The sequence below is a fragment of the Pseudomonas sp. CFII64 genome, from assembly GCF_000416235.1.
Classification (GTDB): Bacteria; Pseudomonadota; Gammaproteobacteria; order Pseudomonadales; family Pseudomonadaceae; genus Aquipseudomonas.
Genome location: NZ_ATLO01000010.1, coordinates 120,162 through 138,045 on the forward strand (window position 1 = coordinate 120,162; position 17,884 = coordinate 138,045).

Genomic DNA, 17,884 nt, shown 5'->3' on the forward strand with positions numbered 1-17,884 from the left:
CCCACGCGTGAACCCGGCCGTGCCTACGTTAGAACTGGAAAACCCTTTCTACTACCTCGATAACTTTCGTCAGGTTCTGGCCTGGATCGTCCAGCGCTATGACGATTTGCTCGATGAGCAGGAACGGCATTTCATCACCACCTTCGACGCGTTGCCGCAACCCGCGCAAGGGTTGCTGGTGCGCATGGTCATGCGCAAGGGCATGTTGTTTCGGGCCAGCAAGCTCAGCTACGACGAGATCGGCGATACCCAACTGGCGGTCATGCCGTTATTGCACACCGGTTGGATCGATCCTCGACCCGCATTGAGCCTCGAACAACTCTTCGCTTTGCTGCGCAAGGCGGAGCTGGGCCAGTGTTTCAAGCATCACGGGGTAAAGGGCGTCGAACGCAAAGCCGAGCTGCTCGCCCGGTTGCAGCCATTGCATGAGTCGGCGCTGGCGTTGGACGAATGGTTTGCCGAGATCGACGACAAGGTTTTCCAGCTGACCGTCATGCCCATCTGCGACCGATTGCGGCTGTTGTACTTCGGCAATCTGTATCAGGAATGGTCCGAGTTCGTGCTGGCTGATCTGGGCATCTATCGCTATGAGACAGTCGAATTTTCCCCGCAGTCCCGAGGCATTGCCGAGCGTGCGGATATCGACACCTGTCTGGCTCTGCATTTGTGTCGTCAGGACCTGGACCAGGCTGCTGATCTGCACGGACTGGCGCTCGCGGCCATCGCGATCACCACCTCGAATCCATGGTTGAGCGTGCGTCGCGGCAAGTTGCTGTTTCAGATCGGACAGCAGGCCGAGCGAGCCCAGGATTGGCCGCTGGCCTTGCGCGTCTATGAGCAAAGCCAGTATCCCGGAGCGCGCTCCCGGCGAATTCGCGTGCTGGAGCGCAGCGCCGAGTATGCACAGGCAATGGCTCTGGTGGAGCAGGCGCAGGCCGCTCCGGAAAACGAGGCGGAAAAACAGCATCTGCTGCGTGTCTTGCCGCGCCTGCAACGCAAGCTTGGCCTGGCCGGCAAGCAACGGCGCGTGGTGCGCGATGTACAACGGCTGGACCTGTGCGTTGCGCCGCGCCCGGATCTGCGCGTCGAGCAATTGATTCAGCTGCATCTGGCCGAGGAGGGCAGCCAGGTGCATTACGTGGAAAATACCCTGATCAATTCACTGTTCGGCCTGCTGTGCTGGCCGGCGATTTTTGCGCCGTTGCCGGGGGCGTTCTTTCATCCGTTCCACAGCGGACCTGCGGATTTGCACAGCCCGGATTTTTATCAGCGTCGCGCCGCATTGTTCGAGGAATGTCTGGCACAGCTGGATTGCGATGCATGGCAGGCCACCATCCGTGCGCATTATCTGAGCAAGTTCGGCCTGCAATCGCCGTTCGTATTCTGGGGCGCGCTGACACCGGAACTGCTGGAACAGGCCTTGCTGTGCTTGCCGGTGGAGCATTTGCGCCACTGGTTTCGCCGACTGCTGCTGGACATCAAGGCCAATCGCACCGGCATGCCCGACCTGATCCAGTTTTTCCCGGAGCAGCGCCGCTACCGCATGATCGAAGTCAAAGGCCCCGGCGACCGCTTGCAGGACAACCAACTGCGCTGGCTGGATTTCTGCGCCGAGCATGGCATGCCGGTGGTGGTGTGTTATGTGCAGTGGGAGGTCGCGCGCGAGTGTGACGCCAGGTTAGCTGCGTGTGCATCCTCCCATTTGTAGGACCGGCTTTAGCCGGGAGGGCGTGCTCCCGGCTAAAGCCGGTCCTACGGTTTTTTATCAAAGAATCGAAATCGGATAATCGACAATCACCCGGAATTCATTCTGGTCGCCCTCGGCCTGATCGGCGTTGCCACGATGCCAGGCCTGACGCAGGCGTACTGAAAGGTCCTTGGCCGGCCCTTGCTGGACAACGTATTTGGCTTCCAGGTTGGTTTCGTGATGTTTGCCGTCTTCGCCATAACCGTATGCGCGATACGGGCTGTCCAGCGCCATCTTGGTGCCGTCGATATCCTTGCCGTTGGCGTAGCGCGCCATGAAACTCAGCCCCGGCACACCGTAGGCGCTCATTGCCAGGTCATAGCGCGCTTGCCAGGATTTCTCGCCGGGGCCGTTGAAGTCCGAGTATTGAATCGAGTTGGCGAGAAAGATGGAGTCCGCGCCCGAGCCTGGTCCGTTATCGCCGAAGCCTGCATAGTCGAACGGTTCATCGCCGTGTACTTGTTGATAGGCGAGCGTAATAGTGTGACCTGCCAGGAATGCATAGGCGCCCGACAGCGACCAGGTCGTGTTACTGATATCGCCAGCCTTGGCCTGGCCTTCGTCGTTAGTGCGATAGATATTGAAGTCGAAGAGCAATGATTGATCGTTGGCCAGCGCCAGTGTGTAGTTGGCATTGGCATAGTATTGACGCCAGATGTCTTCGAACTCCGATCCGTACAGCGAAACGGAGAGGGCATCAGTGATTGCATACTTGCCGCCGACATAATCAACGCTGTTGGCGGTGACCCCGGCGTAAGTCGCGAAAATCTCACCGTCAGAGTCAGTATGTTGCGGGCCGTTGGCGGCGGTGAAGTGGCCAGCCTCAAGATCCAGTCCGGTTATTTCGCTGCTTTGCAGAGCAAGTCCGGTGGCCGTCTGCGGGAACAACCGGGTGCCGCCCGCCGCGAACACCGGCGCAGTTGGCTGCATCTGGCCCCACTTGAGCAGGGTCTTGGAGAAACGCAGTTTGAGTGCGCCACCGGCACTGCTGAAGTTGCTTTCCGGGCTGCCATCGCTGTCTACCGGAATGTTGCCGGTGCCCGATCTTCCGGCGCCGCCATCGAGTTTCAGACCGAACCAGCCGTAGGCATCCACGCCAAAGCCGACCGTGCCTTGGGTAAACCCTGAAGAGAAATTACCCAATACGCCCTGCGACCAATCTCTTCGGTCGCCGATGCCATTTTTACCGTCGCGATTGAAGTAGTAGTTGCGCAACAGCACATTGGCCTTGGCGTCTTCCATGAAACCTTTGGCTTCGTTTTGATCGCTGACCAATGCTTCCGCCGCCGCTGATTGCATAGCCGCCGCCGTAATTGCCACTGCGATCAAACTGATAGTAATTACTTTCATGATGGCTTTACCTTTGGGTATATGAATTGCTGTGCCTGTAATGAAAACGTGGCTGCCAGAGTTCGCCCGCAAGAAGCCAAGCATAATAGCAACCTATCGAATCGCCACTTGAGTGGCTAAATCAAGCGCTTATAGAGGGTTGTTTCTGACGATTGGTAAGTTGTTTTTTAGTTTGTCTCTTATTTCGGAAGTGCGTTGTTTCATTCCTGATACGTTTTATTTCAGGTTTGCAGTGGTGTCGAAACCGGACATCACGGATCGACTAATCAAGTACGTGGCGTTGGGCGTCACGCTTTCTGGAGGATTATTCATGGCTATAAAACAAATGATCAGCCCGTGCCTGTGGTTCGATGATCAGGCGCAGCAGGCCGCCGAGTTCTACACCGGTATTTTCGAAGACTCGCGGATCCTCGGCATCAGCCACTATGGCGAAGCCGGCTTCGAGGTGCATGGTCGGCCAGCGGGATCGGTGATGTCAGTGATGTTCGAATTGCGCGGGGAACTGTTTACGGCCCTTAACGGCGGGCCGGTTTTTACCTTCAATGAAGCGATATCGTTGCAGGTGTACTGTGAAAATCAGCAGCAACTGGACGATTACTGGGATCGGCTGTCGGCAGGCGGCGACCCGAATGCCCAGCAATGTGGCTGGCTCAAGGATAAGTACGGCGTGTCCTGGCAAATTTTGCCCACTCTCTTGATGGAAAAAATGGGCAGCGGCGATGCCGGTCAGAATGACCGCGTAATGACCGCGATCCTGCAGATGAAGAAGCTTGATATCGCAAGGCTGGAACGAGCATTCAGCGGAGAGTGAAGAGGGGCGCAACAAGCCTGTGCAATGCTTTGCAAAGGCTTGTTCGTCAGGCGCTGCACGCGGGGCAGCGGTGGTTCAATGCCTAGCTGCCGCCGCCACTGCCACCGCTTCCACCATTGCCACCCGCGCCGCCGCTACTGCCATCGCCACCGCCGCCGCTGCCGCCCATGCCTTGTTTGTTGCTCATGCCGCCGCCGGTGCTGTTGTCCATGCCTTGGTTGGCGGGTTCCGGGTCCATGCCTTTCACGCCTGGGCTGGTGCCTTTGGCACCTGGATTCGTGCCGTCGGTGTTTTTTTCCAGTGGGACTTTCGGCGCGTTGTCCACGGGATCGGTCGGCCCGGTGGAACCGGCAAATGCCGTTCCCGCAACCGTGACCAGCAAGCCGGACAGGGCGAGGGCGGTCAGTCTTTTGTTGAACATGATGTGAGTCTCCATTGTTATTGGGGCCATACATCTGTTTGGTTGCGTGACTCACGATATAGGTGCCGCTGCGCCCGACCAACGGCAGCGCGTCAGAAACGATAAATCTCGGGAATTTCCCTCTTGATGAAGGCGTGCATGTGCTCAAGAAAGCTGTCCTGCAGGCGCGAAGCTTCGCCGTGCACCGGCAACAGCATGCAGAAATCCATCTCGATGGCCGGCTTGAAGGCTTTGAATACAATGCCTTTTCCTCGATATTCCACGGCGCTGATCGCATCGACCAGCGCGACGCCCAGACCTTGCTCGACGAAGCCGCACATGGGCAGCGACAGTTGGGTTTCCAGGCGCAATTGGCGCTCCACGTTGTGCGTCGCGAAAATCGTATCAATCTGTTGCCGGGAACCGATGGCGTGTGGGTATGAGATGAAGGCTTCACCTTCGAGATCCTGCGGCACGATAAGGGGTTTGTCCTGCAGACGATGCCCTGCGGGAACCGCGCACAGCATTCGCGTGGCGAGCAACTTCTCGCCACGGGGACTTGGATAAGTATTGGGCAGGACAATGATGCCCAGGTCGCAGCGTTGACTGGCCACCAGATCAATCACCTCGCGCGACGAATTCACCACCAAGGATATCTGCACCTGATCATGCTCGGCGATGAACCCGGCGATGGCTCGCGGTAAAAAAGACAAGCCCATGGCTGGCGCGCAGGCGATCTGCAGCGCGCCGCGCTTGAGGTTATGAATGTCCCTTGCCGTGCGGGCAATGCGCTCGACCCCGATCAGCGACCTTTGCACTTCCTGATACAGCGTCATGGCTTCGGCAGTGGGCTGCAAGCGGCCTTTGATGCGGTCGAACAGTGCGAAGCCGATGTCATCTTCCAGGCTGGCGATCAGGCGAGTCGCCGCCGGTTGCGAGATATGCAGCATCTCTGCGGCGCGCGTCACGGTCTGGCCAAGAATCACTGCACGAAAGGCTTCGAGTTGGCGCAGATTCATAATCATCAACCCATAACAAAAAAACATGAGTGAACGAAAATAAAGCATTTTTAAAGCGCGCGTCAGCCTTCTAGGATCATTTTCATCGAATCAAGACGGCCTAATCATTGATAAATCAGGTCGCAATAGATGAAAAACGGGCCTTATGCATAAATCTGATGTGATTGTCGTAGGCGGTGGTCTGGTGGGGATGTCCATTGCTTATGGACTGGCTCTGCTGGGGCGGCAGGTCTGCGTCCTGGATGAGGGCGACGATGCGTTTCGCGCTGCGCGAGGCAACTTCGGATTGCTCTGGGTTCAGAGCAAGGGCTACCACATGAGTCCCTATGCCCGGTGGACTCGTGAGTCGGTGGCGCTGTGGCCGCAACTGGATGCAGCGCTGCGTGCCGATACCGGAGTCGAGATTCACCTGCGCCAGTCTGGCGGTTTTCAGCTGTGCCTGAGCGATGAGGAAATGGCCGAGGAAACCCGCCGTCTGCTGTGGCTGCGCGAGGCTTTCGACGGCGATTATCCCTTCGAGCTGCTGGACCCGGCGCAATTGCGCAGCCGCTTGCCGGGCATCGGTCCTGAGGTGGTCGGTGCGTGCTTTTCGCCAATGGACGGCCACGTCAATCCACTCAAGCTGCTGCGCGCCCTGTACGCGGCCTGCCAGTTGCGCGGAGTGCAGGTGATCAGCGGTCAACGTGTGGATGCCATCGGCCAACATGCCGAAGGTTTCGAAGTCGCGGTTGGCGAGCAACGGTTTCACGGCGAACAGCTGGTGTTGGCTGCCGGACTGGGCAATCGGCCATTGGGCGCCGAGCTTGGGCTGGATGTGCCAGTGCGACCCAATCGCGGGCAGATTCTGGTGACTGAACGCCTCAAGCCGTTTTTGCATTACCCCACTACTTACGTCCGGCAAACCGACGAAGGCACCGTGCAGCTCGGCGATTCCCTGGAGTCGGTGGGCTTCGACGACAGGACCAGCAGCGACGTCATGGGCGATATCGCCAGACGCGGTATCCAGTGTTTTCCACGCCTGGGTCAGGTGCGACTGGTCCGGGCCTGGGGCGCGCTGCGGGTATTGAGCGCCGACGGTTTTCCTATCTATGAGGCACCGACAACTTGCCCAGGCGCCTTCGTGGTCAGTTGCCACAGCGGCGTGACGCTGGCCGCCGCCCACGTGCTGCGGCTTGCTCCGTGGATAGCCGGGCAGGGCGATGAACAACCCATTCAACCATTCAGCCTTGCCCGATTCCGCGGCGTGGTCGAGGTAGGTCATGCTCACTGAAGCGTTGTTTCGCAGTATCGACAGTGAGGCCGGGCGCGTCGATATCCAGTTCGAGGGGCAACCCTTGTCAGTGCCCGCCGAGATGTCCCTGGCAGCTGCGTTACTGGCCAGCGGCGTCCACCAGACTCGGGAAAGTGCCATCAACGGCCGGCCCGGCGCGCCTTATTGCATGATGGGCGTCTGTTTCGAATGTGTGGTGGAGATCGATGGGCTGGCTAACTGTCAGGCCTGTCTCACTGCGGTGCGGCCCGGCATGAGCGTGCGGGTTCAGGCTGGCGCTCGGGATTTGCTGCCCTGGAGCGACGAAGATGAATGATCAGCCCGTGGATTTGCTGATCATCGGCGCCGGCCCCGCCGGGATGAGTGCAGCCATCGAAGCGTCACGCCTGGGGCTGAGGGTCGTCGTGCTGGATGAGCAAGCCAGTCCTGGTGGACAGATTTACCGCAATATTCGCAGTGCAGACGCCCGCAGTTGTGCGGTACTCGGCGCCGACTATGTAGCGGGTGGTGAACTCGCCGAGGCCTTTATGGCCAGTGCCGTGGATTACCGCCCCGGCGCGTCGGTGTGGCAAATCACGCCGGAGCGGCGTGTGCATTTCCTGGTCGATGGTGGTGCCGAAGTCTTGCAGGCGCGCCACCTGTTGATCGCGACAGGGGCGTTCGAACGACCGATGCCGATTCCAGGCTGGACCTTGCCCGGCGTAATGACCGCCGGAGCGGGGCAGATCCTGCTCAAGAGTGCCGCGCTTATTCCGGCCGGACCTGTGGTGCTCGCCGGTTGCGGCCCCTTGTTGTATCTGCTGGCGGTGCAATACCTGCGCGCCGGAATCGCCATTCTGGCGCTGGTCGACACCAGCAGCCACGGCGATGCACTACGCAGTTGGCGGCAACTGCCCGGCGCCTTGCGCGGTTGGCGGGATTTGCTCAAAGGGCTGCGCCTGCTGGCGGAATTGAAACGCGCGGGCGTCCGACATTTTCGCAGCGCGCGCCAGCTTCGTGTCGAGGGCGAGGGTCGCGCGACGGGCTTGAGCTTCAATTGCGCCGGTCGTCCCTGGACGCTGCCAGCATCGTTGATCCTGCTGCATCAGGGCGTGGTGCCCAATACCCAGATTAGCTGGTCCTTGCGGGTCGAGCATGACTGGAATGAGCAACAGGCCTGCTGGGTTGCACGCCGTGATGCCGACGGTCAGACCAGCCTGCCGGGTATCTTCATCGCCGGTGATGGCGGGGCGATTGGCGGCGCCAGTGTTGCGCGGTCACAAGGTCGTCTCGCGGCCCTGACGATGGCCTATCAACAACAACGTATCGACCAGGCACAGTTCAAGCGTCTGGCCAAACCCTGGCGACAGGCCTTGGGTCGCGAGAATGCGGCACGGCCTTTGATCGACGCGCTGTATCGCCCGCAAGCGGAAAACCGCATCCCTGGGGATGACGTCACGGTCTGCCGCTGCGAAGAGGTCAGCGCCGGTGCGATTCGCCAGTACGTCGATCTGGGCTGTCTGGGTCCCAATCAGACCAAGGCATTCGGACGCTGCGGCATGGGGCCTTGCCAGGGGCGCATGTGCGGGTTGACGGTCACCGAAATCATCGCCGAGCGGCGACGGATCAGTCCTGCGCAAGTGGGCTATTACCGAATTCGTTCGCCGCTCAAACCCATCACGCTCAAGCAGTTGGCCGCTGAAAAGCCTTCCACCGAGTGCCAATCTTCAATTAATACCACCCCTTAATAAGGAATTTCCCATGAGTACACCCATCCACCGTATCGAAAGCAACGCGCGATTAAGCAGAAGCGTCGTGCACAACGGCGTGGCCTGGCTGAGTGGCATCGTCGCCGCCGATTGCACCCAGGACATTCGCGGTCAGACCCGTCAGGTGCTGGCGCGTGTCGACGAATTGCTGGCAGCGTCCGGCAGCGACAAGAGTCGTTTGCTCAGCGTGCAGATCTGGATGAAGGACATGAGCGCTGACTTCGCCGGCATGAACGAAACCTGGAGCGCCTGGGTGGATGCCACGCAGACCCCGGCTCGGGCCACCGCGCAAGTGATGTTCGACGACCCGCAGATCCTGCTGGAGCTGATCGTTACCGCTGCCGTCTGACCTTTGCTTGTCATGGAGTAGGGCGCCAACAGAGCGCTCACTCCCGCTGTTCACATTGCTGCTGCCAATAACGGCCACGATCCCTTCCGGGGCGGGACCGATTTGAACAACATCGTCTGGAGCCATGCATGAACCTGAAAAACACCGCCATCAAACTCGGCCTCGCCTCACTTCTGGCGCTGGCCGTCAACGCCCAGGCCGCCGAGCCGCAGCTGCGCATCGGTATCGAAGCCGCTTACCCACCATTTGCGTCCAAGACGCCGGACAACCAGATCGTCGGCTTTGACTACGACATCGGCCAGGCGCTTTGCGCCGAGATGAAAGTCGAATGCGTCTGGAAGGAAAACGAGTTCGACGGCTTGATTCCGGCCCTCAAGGTCAAGAAGGTCGACGCGATCATCTCCTCGATGTCGATGACGCCGGAGCGTATGAAGTCCGTGGACTTCAGCGACCGCTATTATCGAATCCCGGCGCGGCTGGTGGTGCGCAAGGACAGCGGCATCACTGACGTGCCGGCGCAGCTCAAAGGCAAGCGGATCGGCGTGCAGCGGGCCACCAACTTCGAGCGCTACGCCACTGAAAAATTCGTCCCGCAGGGGGCAATCCTCGTGCCGTACAGCTCGCAGAATGAGGTGTTCCTCGACCTGCTGGGTGGCCGACTGGATGCGACCATGGCCAGCTCCGTGGCCATCGACGAAGGTTTGCTGAAGAAACCCGAAGGCAAGGATTACCAGTTCGTTGGCCCGACGTTCACCGAAGAAAAGTACTTCGGAACCGGCATCGGCGTCGCCGTGCGCAAAAACGATCCATTGGCTGGCCGCTTCACTCAGGCGATTGCCGCAATCCGCGCCAATGGCACGTACGAGAAAATTCGTCTGAAGTATTTCGATTTCGATATTTACGGGGAATAACCGATAAATCTGTAGGCGCGAGGCTTGCCCGCAAATGCCTGAGCTGTCGGACCGGATTTATCCCGGAAGATCTTGTAGGACCGGATTCATCCGGGAGGGCGTCGGGGCAGCCAACGAGAGAGTCGGAGCCTATCCCGGCCTCCTCGCGAATGAATTCGCTCCTACGTTTTCGAAATCGGCGCGATTGTTGGACCGGATTCATCCCGGAAGATCTTGTAGGACCGGATTCATCCGGGAGGGCGTCGGTTCAGTCAGCGGGATAACCGGAGCCTATCCCGGCCTCCTCGCGAATGAATTCGCTCCTAAAGTAATGGCTTTAAGCCTTTAGTTTTCCCCTCGCACTAAAAAAGCGCAAACCCCCGTATTCATTGACTGAATCCGGGGGTTTTTGGTTTTTGGCGCGTAAGACATCTCCTACAAAAAATCCCGAAATCGACACAACTCGACTGATTGTCATTAAACCGCAACATTCCGAGGATTAAATCCGCATCGGGCCTTCCCATGGATGGGCCATCAAAATTCTCTTGTTGAGGTATTGCCGTGATACTGCTGACTAAAAAACGCTTGTCGCTTCTGATCGCTTCGCTGTGCCTGAGCGGTATGGCCCATGCGACTGACGTAACGGGCGCTGGTTCGAGTTTCGTTTTTCCGGTTATCTCCAAGTGGTCCCAGGACTACAGCAAAACCGCGGACAACCGCATCAACTATCAGTCCATCGGTTCGGGCGGCGGTATCGCTCAGATCAAGGCGGCCACTGTTGACTTCGGCGCATCCGATGCCCCGATGTCCGCAGACGACCTGAAAGCCGGCGGCCTGGGTCAGTTCCCAAGCGTGATCGGCGGTATCGTGCCGATCGTCAACGTTGAAGGCGTGGAAAGCGGCGAGCTGAAGCTGGATGGCCCAACCATCGCCAAGATCTTCATGGGCGACATCAAGAAGTGGAACGATCCGGCCATCGCTGAATTGAACTCCGGCGTGAAGCTGCCAGATTCCCTGATCACCGTTGTCCACCGTTCGGACGGTTCGGGTACCACTTACAACTTCACTAACTACCTGAGCAAAGTCAGCCCGGAGTGGAACGAGAAGTTGAAGTTTGGTTCGACAGTCGTCTGGCCAGCCGGTGTGGGTGGCAAGGGTAACGAAGGTGTTTCTGCCTACGTGAAGCAGATCAAGGGTTCGATCGGTTACGTCGAATACTCTTACGCTGTGACCAACAAACTGTCTTACACCCAGCTGAAAAACGCTGCCGGCAAGTTCATCAAGCCTGACGCCAAAGCGTTCGCTGCTGCTGCTGACACCGCCGATTGGGCAAGCGCCAAAGACTTCAACCTGATCATGACCAACGCTCCGGGCGAAGGCGCATGGCCAATCACAGCCACTACCTGGATCATCATGTACAAGCAAGCCAAGAACGCAGAGAAAAGCGCTGCGGCCTTTGACTTCTTCAAGTGGTCCCTGGAAAACGGCCAGAAACAAGCCGAGTCGCTGGACTATGTTGCGCTGCCCAAGTCGTTGGTTGACCGCGTAGAAGGCTACTGGAAAGCGGAATTCACCAAGTAAGCGTTCCAGGCCCGTACACCCCTGTCAGCGTGTCGCGATATCGACCCGGTGACAGGGGCTTTTCCTTGCGAGTGGACCCAACATGACTGAAAACACCCAATACCTGTCCGCTAACGTCACGGAAGTTGAATCCGAGGGCGAGAAGCGCGCCAAGCGGGATCACCGCCATGACTTGTGGTTCAAGCGGTCGTTACAGGCAGCTGCGATGCTGGTGCTTGCAATGCTGGGTTGTATTGCCCTGTCGACCCTCTGGGGGGGCAGTCTGGCGTTTCAAACCTTCGGGTTCGAGTTTCTGACCAGTACCGAATGGGACGTGAACGCCGGCAAGTTCGGCGCACTGGTTCCGATCTACGGCACACTGGTGACCTCATTTCTGGCTTTGCTGATCGCCGTTCCGGTGAGCTTCGGCATTGCAATCTTCCTGACCGAAGTAGCACCGCCCTGGTTGCGGATGCCCATCGCCTCGGCCATCGAACTGTTGGCGGGGATTCCTTCGATCATTTATGGCATGTGGGGCCTGTTTGTATTCGGGCCGTTCATGGCTGAACATCTCTCGCCCTGGATCACCGAAAACCTGGGTGCATTGCCGCTGATCGGCCCTATGTTCCAGGGCCCGCCCTTGGGCATCGGCATGCTGACAGCAGGTATTGTGCTGGCGATCATGATTACGCCGTTCATTACCTCCGTCATGCAGGAAGTCTTCCGCACCGTCCCCACCACGTTGAAAGAATCGGCCTACGCATTGGGCGGCACTACGTGGGAAGTGGTCTGGGACATCGTTCTGCCTTACACGCGTTCAGCCGTTGTCGGCGGTGTGTTCCTCGGTCTGGGTCGCGCGCTGGGTGAAACCATGGCGGTGACCTTCGTGCTGGGTAACGCCCACCAATTCTCGGCCTCGCTGATGATGCCGAGCAGTTCTATCGCGTCGGTGATCGCCAACGAGTTCAACGAGGCTTACACCGACTTGCACCGTTCGGCCCTGATCGCCCTTGGCTTCCTGTTGTTTGTCGTCACCTTCATCGTGCTGGCTCTGGCACGTCTGATGTTGTCTCGTCTGTCACGCAAGGAGGGGTTATGAGTAAGGACATGGCAGGCAGCGAGCGCCTTTACCGCTCCCGTAACTTCAAGAACAAAATTGCGATGGTGCTCAGCTGTGGCGCCACGGCGTTTGGTCTGTTGTGGCTGGTCTGGATTCTGTTGACCACCATCATCAAGGGTATCGATGCCCTGAATCTGCAGCTGTTCACCGGCATGACGCCACCGCCTGGCACTGAAGGCGGTCTGGCCAACGCCTTTTACGGCAGTGTGTTGATGTCCGGCATCGGCCTGTTGATCGGTACACCGATTGGTTTGATGGCCGGCATCTGGCTGGCCGAATTTGCCCGTTACACCAAACTCGGCAACGCGGTGCGTTTTATCAACGACATCCTGCTGTCGGCACCGTCCATCGTGCTGGGTCTGTTCGTCTACACCGTGGTCGTGTTACCGCTTAACGCTATCACCAATCACCAGGTTGGTTTCTCGGCGCTCGCCGGTGCCTTGGCGCTGGCGTTGCTGGTGATTCCGGTGGTGGTGCGCACCACGGACGAGATGATGCAACTGCAGCCGTCGACCATGCGCGAAGCCGCGTTGGCACTGGGCGTTCCACAATGGAAGCTGACCTTGCAGATCGTGCTGCGTGCGGCCAAGGCCGGCGTGGTCACCGGTATCCTGCTGGCGCTGGCACGTATCACCGGCGAAACCGCGCCGTTGCTGTTCACCGCTTTCGGCAACCAATTCTGGAGCAGCGATCTGCTCAAACCGATCGCCAGTGTTCCGGTGGTGGTCTTCCAGTACGCCATGAGCCCGTTCGACGACTGGCACTCTCTGGCCTGGGCAGGTGCTCTGGTCATGACCTTGTTCGTGCTGTTCCTCAGTCTTGCTTCCCGCTTAATTCTTTTGCGCAATAGGGCGTCATGATGAATAACCTTTCCCTTGCCAATGAAAAAACCAAGATTCAAGTCCGTGGTCTGGAGTTTTTCTACGGCGGCCAGCAATCCCTGAAATCCATCGACATGGTGATCCCGGAAAAACGCATCACCGCGATCATCGGTCCTTCGGGCTGCGGCAAATCCACCTTGCTGCGCGTGTTCAACCGTATTTATGCGATGTACCCCAAGCAGGAAGCCAAGGGTGAAGTGCTGCTCAATGGCGAGAACATCCTGGCCCCTGGCTATTCGATGAACCGCCTGCGCAGCCATGTCGGCATGGTGTTTCAGAAGCCGGTGCCGTTTCCGATGTCGATCTACGACAACATTTCCTACGCCATCAAGCACCACGAAAAGCTCTCGCGTCGCGAAATGGAAGATCGCGTTGAACAGGCGTTGCGCGGCGCGGCGCTGTGGGATGAAGTCAAGGACAAGCTAAAGCAAAGCGCTACCGGCCTGTCCGGCGGTCAGCAACAGCGGCTGTGCATCGCGCGCACCATTGCGTTACGCCCACAGGTCCTGCTGCTGGACGAACCGACTTCTGCTCTCGACCCGATTTCCACCGGGCGCATCGAACAGCTGATTACCGAACTCAAAGAGCAGTTCACGGTGATCATCGTTACCCACAACATGCAACAAGCGGCGCGCTGCTCGGATTACACCGCGTTCATGTTCATGGGCGAGCTGATCGAGCACGGCGACACCGACACCATCTTCACCAAGCCTTCCAAGACCCAGACTGAAGACTACATCACCGGGCGTTTCGGCTGATTCAAGCCTGATTAACGGAATGGGCGGGCGCTGACTCAGGCTCGCCCATGAAGTCTTCCAGCCGCCGACGCAGCCAGCGCTCGGCCGGATCGGTGTCCATTACGCTGAGCCAGACCATGGACAGATCCAGGGTCGGAGTAATGAATGGCAGCGGTTCATCTTTTACCAATCCCAATGCACTCATCGCGCTTGCCGTGTAGCAAGGCATATTCGACAGCAGGTCAGTTCCGGCCATCAAGGCAGGCAACGTGCTGTATTGCGGAATCGACAACACCACATGTCGCTTGCGACCCAGCGCGCTCAGCCACTCATCGGCGAAGCTGCTGATGTTGGCCACGTGGGACACCACCACATGCGGTCGTGAGCAGTATTCATCCAGGGTCATTGGCGTGGACGACTTGTCGGCGCGTATCACTCGGGGCTGAATAGTGCGCAGCAACTTGCGCTTGGCATTGGCCGGCAGCTCTCTCGTCAGGCAGACACCCACCGTGATTTCCCCGGAAATCAGCAGTTCGGAAATATTCCAGTAATCCACGTGCTTGACCACGATCACCACGCCCGGTGCTTCCTGGCGAATGGCGCGCAGCATGGCCGGGAGCAGACCGAATTCGACGTCGTCGGACATGCCGATACGAAACGTCATGTTGCTGCTGGCCGGATCGAAGTCGTGGCTCAGGCTCAGGGCCGTGGACATGGCGTCCAGCGCCGGTGACAGATGCAGAATGATTTCCTGGGCGCGAGCGGTCGGCTCCATGCGATGCCCGACCCGAATGAACAACGGATCGTTGAACAAGGCGCGCAGTCGATTGAGCGCTGCGCTGATGGTCGGCTGGCCGAGAAACAGCTTTTCGGCGGCACGGGTCACGTTACGCTCTTGCATCAACGTCTCGAACACCACCATCAGGTTGATGTCGGCCTTGCGCAGTTGATTTCGGTTCATGTTGGTAGCAGTCCGCGGGGGTGATGGCCTTGTGCGGGGGAAGCTAACAGTTGCGAGCCCCAAGCGACAAGCGGCACGACCAGTCCCCAATCCGCTTGCGGCTTAAAGCTTGTAGCTTGCAGCTGCTTCCCAATGAACTTCCCGTTCGGCTCGCCGGTCAGCTCTACATGCTTAACATGAGGCTTTGACTTGATGCGAATTTCATTGGACAAGCAGGTTGCATTGGTTACTGGCGGTAGCTCGGGCCTGGGCGCGGGAGCGGCCAAGGCCCTGGCAGCGGCGGGCGCCGCCGTAGTGATCAACTACAATTCCCAGCCTGAACCGGCGGAAAAGCTCGCGGCGGACATCATTGCCGAAGGCGGCCAGGCGGTAGCCATCGGTGCTGACGTTTCGCAGGAAGATCAGGTCGAGCGTCTGTTCGCGCAAACCCTGGAGCACTTCGGTCGTCTGGATATTCTGGTGGCCAATTCCGGCCTGCAAAAAGACGCGTCGATCTTCGACATGAGCCTGGCCGACTGGAACAAGGTGATCGACGTCAACCTGACCGGCCAGTTCCTCTGCGCGCGCAGTGCCTTGCGCCAGTTCGTCGCCCAAGGCATGCATCCAGACGTTTCCAGAGCCATGGGCAAGATCATTCACATGAGTTCCGTGCATCAACTGATTCCCTGGGCCGGTCACGCCAACTATGCGGCGTCCAAAGGCGGAATCGATCTGCTGATGCGCACCATTGCCCAGGAAGTCGGCGAGAAGAAAATTCGCGTCAACAGCATTGCACCGGGCGCGATTCGCACGCCGATCAATCAGGACGCAATGAAGGGCGATGCCGAAGCCAAACTGTTGAAGCTGATTCCTTACGGCCGCGTCGGTGAAGCAGAAGACGTGGCCAATGCAGTGGTCTGGCTCGCCTCCGATCTGTCCGATTACGTGCATGGCACGACCTTGTTCATCGACGGCGGCATGAGCCTCTACCCGGAGTTTCGCGACAATGGCTGAGTTTCTGGAAGAAGCACAAAACCCTATTGAGAACCACGGCATCATTGGCGATATGCGCAGCGCTGCGCTGGTCGCCGACACGGGCAGCATCGACTTTCTCTGTTGGCCGGATTTTGATAGCCCGTCGGTGTTCACCGCACTGCTGGACAGCAACGATGCCGGCATTTTTCAGCTGGCCCCGGATCTGCCTGACGCGCGTCGCCAGCAGATTTACCTGCCGGACACCAATGTCCTGCAGACTCGCTGGATCGCCACGGATGCGGTCGTCGAGGTGACGGATTTGATGCCCATCGGGCGCCACGAGGATGACTTGCCTCGCGTGGTGCGGCGCATCGAGGTGCGTTACGGCACGGCGACCATGCGCATGCGCTGTCGGGTGCGGCTGGATTACAGTCGCGCGGAAATGAGCGTGCGCATGGATGGCGAAGACGTGTGCTTCGAGGCCCAGGGGCAGCCAGGCATGCGGCTTTCGTCCACCGCGCCGCTGCACGTTGATGAGCAGACTGCCGTCGCTGAGTTCGCCATGCAGCAAGGCGAGATTTTCGAGTTCGTGCTCGGCGGGATCGACGACGAGCAGGTCAGCGCCGGGCAATGTCCGCGCTATGTAGACGAGACCCTGGCGTTCTGGCGGCGCTGGAGCAAACAGTCCGAGTACCGTGGCCGCTGGCAGGAAATGGTCAACCGTTCAGCGCTGGCCCTCAAACTGCTGACGTCCCGCAAGCACGGCGGCATTGTGGCTGCCGCGACCTTTGGCCTGCCGGAAACCCTCGGCGGCGAGCGCAATTGGGACTATCGCTACACCTGGATTCGTGACGCATCGTTCACGGTCTATGCGTTCATGCGCCTGGGCTATTCCGATGAAGCCAATGCATTCATGGGCTGGGTTCGCGGCAGAATGGGCGATTGCTGTGATGATTCCAGCACCCTTGGCATCCTCTACGCACTTGATGGCCGCGAAGAGCTGCCCGAGGAAACCCTGCCGCATCTTTCCGGTTACGGCGGCGCGACTCCAGTGCGGATCGGCAACGAGGCTTACCAGCAGACTCAGCTGGATATTTATGGCGAACTGATGGACGCCGTGTATCTGGCCAACAAATATGGCGAAGCGATTTCCTACGAAGGTTGGCAGCACGCGACACGGCTGGTGGATTACGTTTGCGATAACTGGCGCAGTAAAGACGTCGGCATCTGGGAAATGCGCGGTCAGGATCAGCACTTCCTGCATTCGCGCCTGATGTGTTGGGTGGCGCTGGATCGCGCGCTGCGTCTGGCTTTCAAGCGTTCGCTACCCGCGCCCTTTGATCGCTGGGACAAGGAGCGACAGGCGATTCACGACGATATCTGGAAAAACTTCTGGAATGCCGATCTCGGCCACTTCGTGCAATACAAGGGCAGCCGTAACCTGGATGCCTCGATGTTGCTGATGCCGCTGGTGCGCTTTGTCGGCGCCAGCGATCCGCGCTGGATCGCCACCCTGGACGCCATCGAAGGCACTTTGGTGCGCGATGGCCTGGTTTATCGCTACCGCAACGACGACGACCATGACGACGGCCTCGCCGGGGAAGAGGGCGCATTCACCGCCTGTTCATTCTGGTACGTCGAGTGCCTGGCCCGGGCAGGGCGCGTCGAGCAGGCGCATCTGGAGTTCGAACAGTTGCTGCGCTACGCCAATCCATTGGGGCTGTATGCCGAAGAGTTCGATGTTCACGGCCATCATCTGGGCAACACGCCCCAGGCGCTGAGCCATCTGGCGTTGATCAGCGCGGCAAGCTTCCTGGATCGCAAGCTCAATGGCGAGAAGACGATGTGGCAGCCGTAAAGTGGGATTGGTTGGAGGCTTGCCAGCGAAGCCCATCCTATCGTTTTCTATCGGCCCGGTAGGACCGGACTTGTCCGGGAAGATGTCAGTGCGGGCAATCGAGGTGGGGCAGGTGGATCTGCGCTGGCAGGGTCGGCCTCTTCGGGGACAAGTCCCCTCCTACCGGTTTTTGCGCGAATCAGGTAGGACCGGACTTGTCCGGGAAGAACGATAACGCGATGCACCTGGC

The 17,884-nt window shown here is 59.0% G+C and carries 17 protein-coding genes; 13 read left to right on the forward strand and 4 right to left on the reverse strand.

The annotated features are described in order from the left end of the window. Positions 1-19 precede the first annotated feature (19 nt). On the forward strand, positions 20-1,708 hold the full coding sequence (locus tag CFII64_RS05470) for a VRR-NUC domain-containing protein (protein ID WP_020289774.1): 1,689 nt from the start codon (positions 20-22) through the stop codon (positions 1,706-1,708). 57 nt (positions 1,709-1,765) lie between these two features. Here the strand turns inward: CFII64_RS05470 and CFII64_RS05475 are convergent, their stop codons facing one another. Further along, on the reverse strand, positions 1,766-3,097 hold the full coding sequence (locus tag CFII64_RS05475; protein ID WP_020289775.1) for an OprD family porin: 1,332 nt from the start codon (positions 3,095-3,097) through the stop codon (positions 1,766-1,768). Between the two features lie 310 nt (positions 3,098-3,407). Between CFII64_RS05475 and CFII64_RS05480 the strand changes: the two genes are divergently transcribed. Next, on the forward strand, positions 3,408-3,908 hold the full coding sequence (locus tag CFII64_RS05480; protein WP_020289776.1) for a VOC family protein: 501 nt from the start codon (positions 3,408-3,410) through the stop codon (positions 3,906-3,908). 82 nt (positions 3,909-3,990) lie between these two features. Here CFII64_RS05480 and CFII64_RS30200 read toward each other — a convergent pair whose 3' ends face one another. Together CFII64_RS30200 and CFII64_RS05490 are read right to left on the reverse strand one after the other, a co-directional pair. Then, positions 3,991-4,329, reverse strand: a complete 339-nt coding sequence (locus tag CFII64_RS30200) for a hypothetical protein (RefSeq protein WP_020289777.1) — start codon at positions 4,327-4,329, stop codon at positions 3,991-3,993. Between the two features lie 92 nt (positions 4,330-4,421). Next, entirely contained in the window at positions 4,422-5,327 is a 906-nt protein-coding gene (locus tag CFII64_RS05490; RefSeq protein ID WP_044901204.1) for a LysR substrate-binding domain-containing protein, read from the reverse strand. Positions 5,328-5,472: 145 nt separating this feature from the next. On the opposite strand from CFII64_RS05490, the gene CFII64_RS05495 reads away from it, so the two are divergent. From CFII64_RS05495 to pstB, 9 genes are all read left to right on the forward strand, one after another. Continuing rightward, complete coding sequence (locus CFII64_RS05495) at positions 5,473-6,597, forward strand: FAD-binding oxidoreductase (protein ID WP_020289779.1); 1,125 nt, start codon at positions 5,473-5,475, stop codon at positions 6,595-6,597. After that, positions 6,587-6,913, forward strand: coding sequence for a (2Fe-2S)-binding protein (locus tag CFII64_RS05500; RefSeq protein WP_020289780.1), 327 nt, complete (start codon positions 6,587-6,589; stop codon positions 6,911-6,913). Before CFII64_RS05495 ends, CFII64_RS05500 begins: the two co-directional genes overlap by 11 nt. Next, positions 6,906-8,324, forward strand: coding sequence for an FAD/NAD(P)-binding oxidoreductase (locus CFII64_RS05505; RefSeq protein WP_020289781.1), 1,419 nt, complete (start codon positions 6,906-6,908; stop codon positions 8,322-8,324). The genes CFII64_RS05500 and CFII64_RS05505 overlap by 8 nt, the downstream gene beginning before the upstream one ends. A gap of 13 nt (positions 8,325-8,337) precedes the next feature. Then, positions 8,338-8,694 (forward strand): RidA family protein, encoded by a 357-nt coding sequence (locus CFII64_RS05510; RefSeq protein ID WP_020289782.1) that lies wholly within the window; start codon positions 8,338-8,340, stop codon positions 8,692-8,694. A 128-nt stretch (positions 8,695-8,822) separates the two neighbouring features. Further along, positions 8,823-9,605, forward strand: coding sequence for an ABC transporter substrate-binding protein (locus tag CFII64_RS05515; protein ID WP_020289783.1), 783 nt, complete (start codon positions 8,823-8,825; stop codon positions 9,603-9,605). Between the two features lie 540 nt (positions 9,606-10,145). Next, the gene (gene pstS, locus CFII64_RS05520; RefSeq protein WP_020289784.1) at positions 10,146-11,165 is read left to right on the forward strand and encodes a phosphate ABC transporter substrate-binding protein PstS; all 1,020 of its coding nucleotides are present in this window, start codon (positions 10,146-10,148) and stop codon (positions 11,163-11,165) included. Between the two features lie 82 nt (positions 11,166-11,247). After that, a complete protein-coding gene (pstC, locus tag CFII64_RS05525; RefSeq protein WP_020289785.1) occupies positions 11,248-12,243 on the forward strand; it encodes a phosphate ABC transporter permease subunit PstC in 996 nt (331 codons plus the stop codon). Then, complete coding sequence (gene pstA, locus CFII64_RS05530; RefSeq protein ID WP_020289786.1) at positions 12,240-13,124, forward strand: phosphate ABC transporter permease PstA; 885 nt, start codon at positions 12,240-12,242, stop codon at positions 13,122-13,124. The genes pstC and pstA overlap by 4 nt, the downstream gene beginning before the upstream one ends. Further along, complete coding sequence (gene pstB, locus CFII64_RS05535) at positions 13,124-13,903, forward strand: phosphate ABC transporter ATP-binding protein PstB (RefSeq protein WP_020289787.1); 780 nt, start codon at positions 13,124-13,126, stop codon at positions 13,901-13,903. The genes pstA and pstB overlap by 1 nt, the downstream gene beginning before the upstream one ends. A 1-nt stretch (position 13,904) precedes the next feature. Here pstB and CFII64_RS05540 read toward each other — a convergent pair whose 3' ends face one another. Beyond that, positions 13,905-14,843, reverse strand: a complete 939-nt coding sequence (locus CFII64_RS05540) for a LysR family transcriptional regulator (protein ID WP_020289788.1) — start codon at positions 14,841-14,843, stop codon at positions 13,905-13,907. A 192-nt stretch (positions 14,844-15,035) separates the two neighbouring features. On the opposite strand from CFII64_RS05540, the gene CFII64_RS05545 reads away from it, so the two are divergent. Both CFII64_RS05545 and CFII64_RS05550 read left to right on the forward strand, forming a co-directional pair. Continuing rightward, positions 15,036-15,836 (forward strand): glucose 1-dehydrogenase, encoded by an 801-nt coding sequence (locus CFII64_RS05545; protein WP_020289789.1) that lies wholly within the window; start codon positions 15,036-15,038, stop codon positions 15,834-15,836. Beyond that, entirely contained in the window at positions 15,829-17,655 is a 1,827-nt protein-coding gene (locus CFII64_RS05550; RefSeq protein ID WP_020289790.1) for a glycoside hydrolase family 15 protein, read from the forward strand. The genes CFII64_RS05545 and CFII64_RS05550 overlap by 8 nt, the downstream gene beginning before the upstream one ends. Positions 17,656-17,884: the final 229 nt, after the last annotated feature.